Origin of the sequence: Vibrio sp. J2-3(2022) (genome assembly GCF_021725735.1) — a bacterium.
GTDB classification, from domain to species: Bacteria; Pseudomonadota; Gammaproteobacteria; order Enterobacterales; family Vibrionaceae; genus Vibrio; species Vibrio diabolicus.
Map to the genome: position 1 here is coordinate 1 of NZ_JAKKCK010000013.1, position 12,132 is coordinate 12,132.

At 46.0% G+C, this 12,132-nt stretch carries 10 protein-coding genes, 2 tRNA genes and 1 riboswitch; of the genes, 10 read left to right on the top strand and 2 right to left on the bottom strand.

The genetic code is table 11. From position 1 onward, the window contains the following. Nucleotides 1–46 precede the first annotated feature (46 nt). The 10 genes from L3V27_RS22740 (at nucleotide 47) to thiH (ending at nucleotide 9,021) form a co-directional block, all read left to right on the top strand. A tRNA-Asp gene (locus L3V27_RS22740) sits at nucleotides 47–123 on the top strand. A gap of 61 nt (nucleotides 124–184) precedes the next feature. Then, a tRNA-Trp gene (locus L3V27_RS22745) sits at nucleotides 185–261 on the top strand. 219 nt (nucleotides 262–480) lie between these two features. Then, nucleotides 481–1,863 (top strand): multicopper oxidase family protein, encoded by a 1,383-nt coding sequence (locus L3V27_RS22750; protein WP_134648497.1) that lies wholly within the window; start codon nucleotides 481–483, stop codon nucleotides 1,861–1,863. Nucleotides 1,864–1,986: 123 nt separating this feature from the next. Then, the gene (gene crcB / locus L3V27_RS22755; protein WP_005397071.1) at nucleotides 1,987–2,370 is read left to right on the top strand and encodes a fluoride efflux transporter CrcB; all 384 of its coding nucleotides are present in this window, start codon (nucleotides 1,987–1,989) and stop codon (nucleotides 2,368–2,370) included. Nucleotides 2,371–2,430: 60 nt separating this feature from the next. Further along, nucleotides 2,431–2,529, top strand: a riboswitch (TPP riboswitch). A gap of 164 nt (nucleotides 2,530–2,693) precedes the next feature. Beyond that, entirely contained in the window at nucleotides 2,694–4,634 is a 1,941-nt protein-coding gene (gene thiC, locus L3V27_RS22760; RefSeq protein ID WP_237312806.1) for a phosphomethylpyrimidine synthase ThiC, read from the top strand. Further along, on the top strand, nucleotides 4,634–6,049 hold the full coding sequence (locus L3V27_RS22765; protein ID WP_237312808.1) for a thiamine phosphate synthase: 1,416 nt from the start codon (nucleotides 4,634–4,636) through the stop codon (nucleotides 6,047–6,049). The genes thiC and L3V27_RS22765 overlap by 1 nt, the downstream gene beginning before the upstream one ends. Beyond that, nucleotides 6,036–6,809: a thiazole biosynthesis adenylyltransferase ThiF gene (gene thiF, locus L3V27_RS22770; protein WP_237312810.1), complete on the top strand. Its 774-nt coding sequence runs from the start codon at nucleotides 6,036–6,038 to the stop codon at nucleotides 6,807–6,809. The genes L3V27_RS22765 and thiF overlap by 14 nt, the downstream gene beginning before the upstream one ends. 37 nt (nucleotides 6,810–6,846) lie before the next feature. Beyond that, the gene (thiS, locus tag L3V27_RS22775; protein ID WP_237312821.1) at nucleotides 6,847–7,101 is read left to right on the top strand and encodes a sulfur carrier protein ThiS; all 255 of its coding nucleotides are present in this window, start codon (nucleotides 6,847–6,849) and stop codon (nucleotides 7,099–7,101) included. Nucleotides 7,102–7,106: 5 nt separating this feature from the next. Beyond that, a complete protein-coding gene (locus tag L3V27_RS22780; RefSeq protein WP_005397059.1) occupies nucleotides 7,107–7,874 on the top strand; it encodes a thiazole synthase in 768 nt (255 codons plus the stop codon). 34 nt (nucleotides 7,875–7,908) lie between these two features. Continuing rightward, complete coding sequence (thiH, locus tag L3V27_RS22785; protein WP_237312812.1) at nucleotides 7,909–9,021, top strand: 2-iminoacetate synthase ThiH; 1,113 nt, start codon at nucleotides 7,909–7,911, stop codon at nucleotides 9,019–9,021. Nucleotides 9,022–9,134: 113 nt separating this feature from the next. Here the strand turns inward: thiH and L3V27_RS22790 are convergent, their stop codons facing one another. Both L3V27_RS22790 and L3V27_RS22795 read right to left on the bottom strand, forming a co-directional pair. Beyond that, entirely contained in the window at nucleotides 9,135–10,925 is a 1,791-nt protein-coding gene (locus L3V27_RS22790) for an aminopeptidase P family protein (RefSeq protein ID WP_237312813.1), read from the bottom strand. A 202-nt stretch (nucleotides 10,926–11,127) separates the two neighbouring features. Further along, nucleotides 11,128–12,069 (bottom strand): LysR family transcriptional regulator, encoded by a 942-nt coding sequence (locus L3V27_RS22795; protein ID WP_005397044.1) that lies wholly within the window; start codon nucleotides 12,067–12,069, stop codon nucleotides 11,128–11,130. Between the last annotated feature and the right edge of the window lie 63 nt (nucleotides 12,070–12,132).

Here is a 12,132-nt window from a genome sequence, read left to right on the forward strand (position 1 = left end):
TTTAAATTTTGGACACTTGCTGATTACAAGCGGGTGATACCACTGCGGAGTGGTAGTTCAGTTGGTTAGAATACCGGCCTGTCACGCCGGGGGTCGCGGGTTCGAGTCCCGTCCACTCCGCCACTTAATATCGACAACCTCGCCCATGCGAGGTTTTGTCAAATCTAGAATATAAGAATTCTACAGGGGTGTAGCTCCAATTGGCAGAGCAGCGGATTCCAAATCCGCGTGTTGGGAGTTCGAATCTCTCCACCCCTGCCATATCTCAAGGCTCTGACTTAGGTCAGAGCCTTTTTTGTATCTGCTTGCATCCCACCTATATGCCTTTCTGCTTCCTGCTGCTCTTTGTAAGTATTTATTAACTCACCAACCTATTAGACTAGTCGTTATAACCAAGTGCTCCGAAATGTTAGCAATAAATGAGAATCATTATTTATATTTAGTTACACTCAACCGATCTGGATTAATGGGTAACTATGTATGGATATATCTCGTCGACGCTTCCTTCAATCATCCTTAGCGATCTCCGCGCTTACTGTTCTACCTGCATGTTCTCTATCTAGGAGTACTAATAAGCAGGGGCAGTATATATACGATATCACTGCAGAGCCTTCTACGGCTGAACTAGTGCCCGGTTTCAATACTGAGGTATTAGCTTTTAATGGGCGTATACCTGCACCGATAATTCGTTGCCGACAAGGGGAAAAGGTAACAATCAACTTCATCAATAAGCTATCAGAGCCGACGACGATTCATTGGCATGGCTTGAGGGTTCCTATTGAAATGGATGGAGTTCCGTTTTTAAGCCAGGCTCCTATAATGCCCGGAGAGACTTTTACGTATGAGTTTACCCCGCCAGATGCAGGTACGTTTTGGTATCACCCACACATGAACAGTGTTAAGCAGCTTGGTATGGGGTTAGTTGGGCTAATAATTGTTGAAGAGGCTGAGCCTGTTCAGTTTGATGAAGAGCATGAAGTCGTCCTCAAGCATTGGCATTTAGACAAGCAAGGACAGTGGAAGAATCTAATGGTGCCGCGCTTGAGTGCACGTATGGGAACGCCAGGAGAGTGGAGTAGCGTCAATGGTATTCATGAGCCTGTTTATACGCTGAAGCAGAACGCGACTACGCGATTAAGAATTGCTAATGTCGATAACACCATTACCTATCCGATCGCGATTGAAGGCACAGAGGCTTGGGTTATTGCCATCGATGGCAATCCAGTTAAAACGCCTTATAGGCTCACTCAACACAAAATTGGTCCGGGAATGAGATTGGATATCGGATTGATTGCTCCGAAGGCTGGAGAGCGTGTTTATGTGCGTCAAATGAAAGGGCGCTTCCCATTCTCTTTGTGTGAGTTTGAAGTTGTTGAGTCTGACCTGCCAAGCAACAAGAAACTGCCTTTATTGCCTCTCAACCCTGTGCCTGATCTTGATTTGGAAAATGCGGAGCAAATCGATTATGTGTTTGAATGGGAGGGGGCGATCACTCCTGCCGATAAATCGGGCAAAGCGATACCTAAATTCTGGCTGATGAACAAACGAGCTTGGGAGGGAATGAGTAAAGATAATATCCCAGCACCACTTTCAAAATTGGAACTTGGAAAAACCTATATCTTCAATTTGAAGAACGTTACTCAATATCATCATCCTATTCATCTTCATGGGCATACATTTACTGTTCTTGAGTTAGATGGAAAGAAACTCGACGAACCGTTCCATACCGATACGGTTTTACTTGGAAAAAATGGCAGTGCCAAAGCTGCCTTTGTTGCTAACAACCCTGGACGTTGGATGTATCACTGCCATGTTATTGAGCACATGAAAACCGGTTTGATGGGGTATATTGAAGTAAAGTGACTCCTGTAACTTTTTTAATCTCAGCGTGTTTTAAATGCAATACGTTGTCGAATTCTAAAATTTCACCATCAATATTGCTTTAGTTTTGGTTACAATATCGTCATCAATAGTGTTGGGGGAATTATGGGGCAGTTTTCCATTCTTGGTTTTATTGCACTAGGTGGTGCTTTCGGTGCGTGTTCTCGTTACTTGATATCTGAACTGTGTGTCATTTTATTGGGGCGTGGTTTTCCATACGGTACGCTAACTGTTAATGTGGTTGGTTCATTTATCATGGGCTTGTTGATTGCTGCGTTCGACAATGAACTGTTGGCAACAGAACCTTGGCGACAAGTGATTGGTTTAGGCTTTTTAGGGGCACTGACGACGTTTTCCACCTTTTCTATGGATAATGTTTTGCTTATGCAGCAAGGTGCATTTTTTAAGATGGGGTTAAATATTTTATTAAATGTGGTGCTGAGCATCTCTGCTGCGTGGATCGGTTTCCAATTATTGATGCGCAGCTAGCAAAGTAGTTAAAAATTAAACAGGTCGGCTTGGTTTAACCAGGCCGTTTTTATATACTGATATCACTTGTCGGAGTGCCATAAGGCTGAGACCGTTAATTCGGGATCCGTTGAACCTGATCAGATTAGAATCTGCGAAGGGAACAAGAGAAGATATTTATACCGGAGTTCTTTCTGGTTGACCTATCAAATAGTCGAATGTTGTTACAGGCAAATTACTTAAGCTTTATTTAGCCTTAATTTGACTCCTCTTGTCGCATCTATCCGCCAAGCATTTTTATCCAATTACTTTTTATCTAGTATAACAAAGCAAGGAAAAATGCTATGTCGAGTCGCAAACAAGCGAGACTGGAAGCAAAACAGTTCATTGAAACACTCTCGGTACAGCCGTACCCAAATTCCACAAAAGTATATGTAGAAGGTTCACGTCCAGATGTTCGTGTACCTATGCGTGAAATAGCGCTAGCAGATAGTCTGATTGGTGGCACAAAAGAATCGCCAATCTTCGAGCCTAATGAAGCCGTCCGAGTCTACGATACGTCAGGTGTTTATACTGATCCGAACTACGATATTGACCTTTATAGTGGCCTACCAAAGCTAAGAGAAAGCTGGATTGAAGAGCGCGGTGACACAGAGTTACTTGATGAAGTAAGCTCGGTATACACTAAAGAACGTTTAGAGGATGAGACGTTAGACGACCTGCGTTACGGTAACCTGCCACGTATTCGACGCGCTAAGGATGGGCAGTGCGTCACCCAGCTGCACTATGCTCGCAAAGGCATTATTACCCCAGAAATGGAATTCATCGCGCTGCGTGAAAACATGGGTCGTGCCAAGTACCGTGATGATGTGCTGAATCAACAGCATCCTGGTCAAAGCTTTGGAGCGAATCTTCCAAAAGACATTACCGCCGAGTTTGTTCGCAAAGAAGTTGCCGAAGGTCGCGCGATTATCCCTTCTAATATCAACCACCCAGAATCCGAACCAATGATCATTGGACGTAACTTTTTGGTCAAAGTGAACGCTAATATCGGTAACTCAGCGGTGACGTCTTCGATTGAGGAAGAGGTTGAGAAGCTAGTGTGGGCGACACGCTGGGGTGGCGATACTGTTATGGATCTCTCCACAGGTCGCAATATTCATGAAACTCGAGAATGGATTCTGCGTAACAGCCCGGTTCCGATCGGTACCGTACCTATGTACCAGGCGCTTGAGAAAGTGAATGGTGTTGCGGAAAACCTTAACTGGGAAGTGATGCGTGATACTCTGATTGAGCAAGCAGAGCAGGGCGTTGATTACTTCACTATCCATGCCGGTTTACTACTTCGCTATGTGCCAATGACTGCAAAGCGTGTTACTGGCATCGTCTCTCGTGGTGGTTCTATCATCGCGAAATGGTGTTTAGCGCATCACCAAGAAAGCTTCTTATACACCCACTTCCGAGAGATCTGTGAAATCTGTGCCAAGTATGATGTGGCACTTTCTCTCGGTGATGGTCTGCGCCCTGGTTCGGTTGCCGATGCTAATGACGAAGCGCAATTTGCGGAGCTTCGTACTCTTGGTGAGTTGACTAAGGTTGCGTGGGAATACGACGTACAGGTCATTATCGAAGGTCCTGGCCATGTTCCAATGCACATGATCAAAGAGAACATGGAAGAGCAGCTAGAGCACTGCCATGAAGCTCCGTTCTACACGCTTGGTCCACTGACGACAGACGTCGCTCCTGGTTACGACCATATTACGTCAGGAATTGGCGCTGCCATGATTGGCTGGTATGGCTGTGCGATGCTTTGTTACGTAACACCTAAAGAGCATCTTGGCTTACCAAACAAAGAAGACGTGAAGGTAGGCATGATCACTTACAAGCTTGCTGCGCACGCCGCTGATTTAGCGAAAGGGCACCCTGGTGCACAAGTTCGTGATAACGCGCTTTCTAAAGCTCGCTTCGAGTTCCGTTGGGAAGACCAATTTAACTTGTCGCTCGACCCAGATACCGCACGCGCTTTCCATGATGAAACCTTGCCTCAAGAGTCTGGAAAAGTTGCTCACTTCTGCTCGATGTGCGGACCAAAGTTCTGCTCGATGAAGATCTCGCAAGAGGTACGAGAGTATGCGAAAGACACTGAGCAAGTTGCTGCGGACCAAGCTATCTCAATCAAAATGCTGGATGACCCTCTTGAGGGGATGCGTCAGAAATCGCAAGAATTTAGAGATACAGGTTCTGAGCTATACCATCCAGCAGCACATGCCGAGGTAAGTGACTAATGAGCAAAATCCTTATTCCGTCATCATTGATTGAACTGACTGGTTTAGTTCAACAATGTTTGTTGTTGGCGAAAGAACAGGGTTTTAGCATTGAAGACATTGAGTTGGGTGTGAGCCCAACTCAATCTATTCAGCTTGTTCGCGACCAACAGACCACACGTATAACGACAGATCTTATTGATGGTTATGACTCTGAGCATGAGAGTTCATTTGTGTTCCATTACCGCTCTGCTTTATCGGTAGAAGCGTGTGCTAAGCAACCGTCGAAAGCGATTTATATTGGCATTGCTGATACGCAGGTATCCGATGAAAAGGAGAAAGTGCTTCAGCTTGATATCTGGCGTCACCCAATTAACAACGAAGTGAGAGCGCTTTCCGTTAAGTCCAAATTCAACGCAATGTTCGATCCCGAACATCACCTTGCTTGGATAGTAACGCTGACAGTACTCGATTTTCCTATCGAAGATGCGTTAACACTTGCTCGAGGAATGCTAACTCAACAAGCGAATGTTTCACGTGAAACACTGTTGAATGACAACCTTGGTGAGGGAAGATCTACTCAGTGGGCTGACCAATTTGATGATTTCCCCACACCTGTACTAGAGGATAACCGGCTAGGTATTCAAGTTGGTTGGTCTGCACAAGGTGAGAGCGTTAGCTTTCCAACTCTAACTAAGCAAAGTCTAGGGCTCTATCCAGTCGTTGATGATGTTGCTTGGATTGAGCGTCTACTGCCACTAGGCATCAACACTATTCAACTGCGAATCAAGAACCCACAACAAGCCGATTTAGAACAACAGATCATTCGAGCAATTGAGCTAGGCCGTCAGTATCAAGCACAAGTGTTCATCAATGACTATTGGCAGTTGGCAATCAAGCATGGCGCTTATGGCGTTCACCTAGGACAAGAAGACATAGAAGAATCGAATTTGGCTCAGATAACTAAAGCCGGTATTCGTCTTGGTCTTTCTACGCATGGTTATTACGAACTACTGCGCATCGTACAAATTCATCCTAGCTACATCGCACTAGGGCATATTTTCCCAACCACCACAAAACAGATGCCATCGAAACCACAAGGTTTGGTGCGCTTGGCTTTGTATCAAAAGCTGATTGATAGCATTCCTTATACAAATACAGAGGCTGCTTTCAGACCTTCAAAAGACAAAGAAGTAAGTGACTATGTGCTTGGCTTTCCGACGGTTGCGATTGGTGGCATTGACCAATCTAATGCTGACCAAGTTTGGCTAACAGGTGTTTCTAGTTTGGCAGTTGTGCGAGCTATTACGTTGGCAGAATCACCTCAGTCCGTCATCGAGTTCTTTGCACAACTGATGAAAGAAAGACAGCTAACGTTTACTGATCAGAATAGTGAATTAGCGCATACCAAGAGAGGCGAGCATGCTCACGGATAAGCAGTTCCTTCGCTATCAACGCCAAGTAGCTCTGCCTGAAATTGCTGAAAGTGGGCAAGAGCGTTTGAGCAAATCGCATGTGCTGATCATCGGTTGTGGTGGGTTAGGGAGCGCAGCGAGTTTGTACTTGGCATCAGCGGGTGTTGGTAAATTGGTTGTGGTTGATGATGATGAAGTTGATAGCAGTAACCTACAACGTCAGATCATTTATCGTGAGCAAGACCTCCAAGTTGCGAAAACAAAAGCGACTGTAAAGCAACTTACTGAACTTAATTCTATGGTCCAAGTTCGTGCTCTCAATAAGCGATTAGACAAAGCACAGCTGCAGCTTGAGGTGATGCTAGCGGATGTGGTGCTGGACTGCACCGATAACATGCCAACGCGCCAGCTAATTAACCAAGTTTGTTTCGAGCAAAATACGCCGCTCATCTCGGCGGCGGCAATTGGTTGGCAAGGGCAATTCGCTGTTTTTGATTACCAAACACCAAGTGAACAAGAAGCGCAGAGTAAAGCGTGTTACCGCTGTTTGTATCCGTTCGATGAATTACCGCAAACGCAAAAATGCAGTGAGAGCGGTGTCGTCGGTCCGGTGGTGGGGACACTTGGTAACTACCAAGCGATAGCGGCAATTCAAAAACTGGCGACGGGAAAGTTTCATGTTGAGACTGCCAAGTTGCATCTGTTTGATGGATTGAAACTGCAATGGCAAACCATGGCGATAAGCAAAGACAAACAGTGCCAAGTGTGTGCTCAGATTTAGCTTACGAGTAATGGACGAATTAAGAGAGTTGGAAGCAATGACGTTATCAGAACAACAAGCACCACAAATGACCGCTGCTGACTTAGATATGATCACTATTGTCATCAATGACCAGTCACATCAAGTTGCCAGTGAGTCGAATCTACAGCAAATCATTAGTCAATTTGCGTTGCCTGAAATGGGCTGTGTTTTTGCAATTAATAACAATGTTGTGCCGCGCAGTGAGTGGGCTAGCACAGTTCTTTCACAGGGAGATAGCATCTCTTTGTTTCAAGCGATCGCAGGGGGTTAAAGTCGATGCTTAAAATTGGTGATAAACAATTCGAATCTAGACTGTTCACGGGAACAGGGAAGTTTGCCAACAGCCGACTAATGGCAGAAGCGATTCAAGTATCGGGTTCTCAACTTGCGACCATGGCGTTGAAGCGTGTGGATGTGAACGACCAACAAGACGATATTTTGCTGCCGTTAGTACAAGCGGGCGTGAACTTATTACCGAACACCTCAGGTGCAAAGAATGCTAAAGATGCTGTGTTTGCTGCACAACTGGCGCGAGAAGCATTAGGTACTAACTGGTTAAAACTGGAAATTCATCCAGACCCGAAGTACTTGATGCCCGATCCCATTGAGACACTTGCAGCCGCTGAGCAACTGGTTCGTGAAGGCTTCATTGTCCTTCCTTACTGTCATGCTGACCCGGTTCTGTGTAAACGATTGGAAGAAGTAGGTTGTGCTGCGGTCATGCCATTAGGTGCGCCGATCGGTTCTAATAAAGGGATAGTTTCTCACGATTTCCTAGAGATCATTATTGACCAAGCTAATGTTCCTGTCGTTGTCGATGCGGGTATTGGTGCTCCTTCACATGCGGCGCGTGCGATGGAAATGGGCGCGGATGCCGTGCTAGTTAATACCGCGATTGCGGCTTCGAGCGATCCCGTTGCGATGGCGAAAGCATTTAAGTTGGCGGTAGAGTCGGGGCGTATGGCTTATGAAGCCGGACTTGCGGGTAAGGTTTCTCATGCGGTTGCGTCGAGTCCACTGACGTCATTCCTAGATGAGCTTTAGTCCTAGATTGGTTTAGCTATTAAGCGAGGAAAACATGAGCTTCGTTGAACAATTTAAGCAGCTGAATTGGGATGACATTTCGATGTCGATCTACGCGAAAACGGCACAAGATGTCGAGCGAGCATTGAATAAACCCAAGCGTGATTTGGAAGACTTTAAAGCGCTAATTTCACCAGCGGCTGAAGCATATTTAGAGCAAATGGCTCAGCTGTCATACTCAGCAACTCGCAAGCGGTTTGGTAATACCATGTCGCTTTACATTCCATTGTACCTTTCTAATTTGTGCGCCAATGCTTGTACTTATTGTGGCTTCTCGATGGAGAACAGAATCAAGCGTCGTACCTTGAATAGGGACGAAGTGGCTGCAGAAGTTGAAGCCATTAAACGCATGAAGTTCGATAGCGTATTGCTGGTGACTGGCGAACACGAAACCAAAGTGGGCATGAAATACTTCCGCGAAATGGTACCGATGATTAAGCAACGCTTTAATTATTTGGCGATGGAAGTGCAGCCGCTAGATCAAGACGAATACGCAGAGCTAAAGACATTGGGTTTGGATGCGGTGATGGTTTATCAAGAAACGTATCATCCTTCGACTTATGCTGAGCACCATTTACGTGGCAATAAGATGGATTTCGAATACCGATTGGATACACCCGACCGCCTCGCAAAGGCGGGCATTGATAAGATCGGTATTGGCGCTTTGATAGGATTGGAAGAGTGGCGTACAGATTGTTTTTATGTGGCAGCTCACTTGGACTATCTCGAGCGCACGTATTGGCAGACTCGTTACTCAATTTCTTTCCCACGTTTACGTCCTTGTGAGGGCGTGCTCCAACCCAAATCAGTAATGACGGATAAGCAGCTTGTTCAGTTGATTTGCGCTTATCGTTTGTTGAATCCAGAAGTGGAGTTGTCATTATCGACTCGTGAGTCACCGAAGTTTAGAGACAACGCATTGGCTTTAGGCATTACCAGTATATCTGCAGCATCGAAAACTCAGCCGGGTGGTTATGCGATGGATGATGTTGAGCTCGAGCAGTTTGAGATCAGTGATGAGCGAAGTGCTGGTTCTGTGGAAAATATGATTCGAGCCAAAGGCTTTGACCCTGTATGGCGAGATTGGCACTCGGCGTATTCTGGATAAGCAACAAATAAAGTCACTGACCATCGTTATGTTTCACGTGAAACATAGGAAAAGAAAGAGGGTTGATGCAAAACATCAACTCTCTATTTTTTCTAGCTTCTAGCTTCTAGCTTCTAGCTGTGTGCTACAGGTAGCGTTGCTTGACGAAGCCACTCTTTCACATCACCTTCAACTAGCGGGCTGATCTCATCCCATACTTTCTGATGGTAATCATTCAGCCAAGCAAGTTCTGGACGAGTTAGCATATCAACATTGATGTTGCGTTTGTCGATTGGGCAGCGTGTTAGTGACTCAAATGACAGAACAGGGAAGTCACCGTTAGTTGGTGTTTCAACAACAAGCTCTAGGTTTTCAATACGGATACCAAACGCATCTGCACGGTAGTAACCTGGCTCGTTGGATAGCACCATACCTTCTGTTAGAGGCACGTCGATTTGCTTCTTCGAAATGCTCGCTGGACCTTCATGAACACTTAGGAAGTGACCAACACCGTGACCAGTACCGTGATCGTAATCGTAACCTTCCGCCCATAGGTGCTGACGAGCTAGAGTATCGATTTGGTAACCACGTGTGCCTTTCGGGAAACGAGCTCGAGCAACGCCAATATGACCTTTCAGCGCCAACGTAAATTGCTTCTTCATTTCTGAAGAAGGTTGACCAATTGCGATAGTACGCGTGATGTCGGTAGTGCCATCGAGGTACTGACCGCCTGAGTCCACAAGGTAAAGCGTGTTCAGTTCTAACTTACCAGGTTCAGGTTGGTTCTCGTGATTGTAGTGACACATGGCCGCGTTGCCGCCCGCGGCTGAAATGGTATCGAAGCTGAGATCCATTAGCGTAGGGTCTTCGCTACGAAATGCTTCCAGTTTGTCTGCTAATGTCGCTTCGTCATGCAGGTTACCAGCAGCAACTTCCGCATCTAACCAGCATAGGAACTTGCTCATTGCCACGCCATCGCGGATATGACACGCCTTCATACCCGCAATTTCAACCGCGTTCTTCGCCGCTTTTGGCATCAGACATGGGTCTGCTGCTGCAATCACGGACGCACCAGAGTTTTGTAGTACTAGCTTAAACCAAGCGTTACTGATTGCCGGGTCAACTAATACCTTTTTACCTGTCATGGCTTCAAGGCGAGATTGAAGTGCTTCTGGGTGGTGAACGGTCACACCGGTGCCTACGTGAGCGTCAAAATCAGCAGGTAGACGAGCAGGATCGAGGAAGTATTCAACGGTTGAGTCGGCATGCAGAATCGCGTGAGAAAGCAGAACTGGTAGGCGTGATACATCCAAACCACGTACATTCAGCAGCCAACAAATAGAATCTAATGCTGTGATCACAGCGCTATCTGCACCCGCTTTTTTTACCAGTTGGGCGATCTCTTGACGCTTACTCTCACTTGGTTGACCGACGGCTTCTGTTGGCATCAGGCGAACATCAGAGACAACAGGCGCTGGGCGGTCATGCCACAACTCATCAATTGGGTTGTTGGTCAGAATATTTAGCTCAAGCTTTCCAGCCAGTTTAGCTTGTGCCATGTCTAGCCAAGCTGAGCTGTGCATACGAGGATCAATTGCGACAGATGCTTTTGTTGGCAGGTTGTCTAGAACCCAATCTAAAGCTGGCTCTTCAATAAGGTGACGATATTCAAATAGGTCACCAGGGACTTGTTTGGTGACTTGAACGGTATAGCGGCCATCAACAAAGATAGCGGATTTGTCTTTGGTGATTACCGCAGCACCAGCAGAACCAGTAAAGCCTGTTAGCCAATGTAAACGCTCGTTGTGCGCTGGTACGTATTCGCCCAAGTACTCGTCTTCATGAGGGACAAGTAGGGCATCAATATTATGTTGTATAAGCCATTCGCGAATCGCATTCACGCGGCTGAGGGTTTCGTTGTGCATCTGTTTTATTCCTTCAAATTACCGCTCCTTCATGCTCAGGTGTGGGAGCTGTTTCCTTCTGCTTCATGCAGTTTATGATCAACGCAAGTTTGCAATGACTTAGGTTGAGTCGGAGTACAACTAGGCCATAGATGAGCCAAAAAGGACTACGACAGTTAAGCTACTCATTTTACCCGCTAAGCGCAAATTGAGAGCGGTATTTTTATCTAAGGTGATCGGTTTTTTGTGTGATCATCGCACGTAGCCAACCCAATGCAGGGTCGTTTTCTCTGTCTCGGTGCCAGAATAAAGTGTAAGCCATAGGTGGAAATTCTAGCGGGAGTGGTAGTACGACCAAATCAAGCTGTTTAGCAGCGAGCTGCACAAAATGGCTTGGGGCGGTAAAAATAAAGTCAGTGTAGGAACATAAACTTGCGGCACTATTAAAGTCCGGAACGGTGACGGCAATATCGCGGTCGGCTCCAATATCGGCAAGGCGATAATCTAACAGCCAACGGTCGTTGCCGTCACAACGCACTTGTACGTGACGCAGGGCGAGATACGCTTCGAGGTTCCAAGGCTGTTTTAATGCTGGGTGATTTTTGCGAATAATACACATCTGGTGATCTCGATAAATTTCCAGTTCGCATATGTCATCGGGTGGCAGCAGAGTCAGCTTGGCATCATTAATATCGATATCTTTTCCAGTTAAGCCTAAGTCTAGCTCTCCACGTTGCAGCATTTTAAAAGTATTATCGGACCAAGGGTGAGTGCTGATCGTCACCCCAGGGGCTTGCTGAAAAATCGCCGGTAAGAAATGAGGCAGAATCAGAGGGTAAACACTTTCAACCGCTGCTATTTGAAAACGGTATTCGCTACTTTGCGGAGAAAACTCTTCTGGTTGAGTCAGTACTTCTAACTGGTTTATCAACAGATCCAGTTTCGGTTTAAGAAATAAAGCGCGTGGTGTTGGTGTTAATCCATGCGAGTTTCGGGTGAAAAGTGGGTCATCAAATTGGATGCGCAGTTTAGCCAGTGATTTGCTCACGGCAGACTGACTCAAGCACAGTCGGTGGGCGGCTCGGGTGACATTTAACTCTTCTATCAAAACTTTAAAACAGACCAATAGATTTAAATCGATACGAGCCAGTTTTTCGACGTTCACGGTGAATTTCCTCTAAGGAATAATGCTCATGATTATACATCATTTCCATTCATATCATCAGAT

Excerpts from the sequence above, each read along its gene's own strand:
- L3V27_RS22750 (WP_134648497.1), top strand. The coding sequence starts at position 481 with ATGGATATATCTCGTCGACGCTTCCTTCAATCATCCTTAGCGATCTCC.
- crcB (WP_005397071.1), top strand. The coding sequence starts at position 1,987 with ATGGGGCAGTTTTCCATTCTTGGTTTTATTGCACTAGGTGGTGCTTTC.
- thiC (WP_237312806.1), top strand. The coding sequence starts at position 2,694 with ATGTCGAGTCGCAAACAAGCGAGACTGGAAGCAAAACAGTTCATTGAA.
- L3V27_RS22765 (WP_237312808.1), top strand. The coding sequence starts at position 4,634 with ATGAGCAAAATCCTTATTCCGTCATCATTGATTGAACTGACTGGTTTA.
- thiF (WP_237312810.1), top strand. The coding sequence starts at position 6,036 with ATGCTCACGGATAAGCAGTTCCTTCGCTATCAACGCCAAGTAGCTCTG.
- thiS (WP_237312821.1), top strand. The coding sequence starts at position 6,847 with ATGACGTTATCAGAACAACAAGCACCACAAATGACCGCTGCTGACTTA.
- L3V27_RS22780 (WP_005397059.1), top strand. The coding sequence starts at position 7,107 with ATGCTTAAAATTGGTGATAAACAATTCGAATCTAGACTGTTCACGGGA.
- thiH (WP_237312812.1), top strand. The coding sequence starts at position 7,909 with ATGAGCTTCGTTGAACAATTTAAGCAGCTGAATTGGGATGACATTTCG.
- L3V27_RS22790 (WP_237312813.1), bottom strand. The coding sequence starts at position 10,925 with ATGCACAACGAAACCCTCAGCCGCGTGAATGCGATTCGCGAATGGCTT.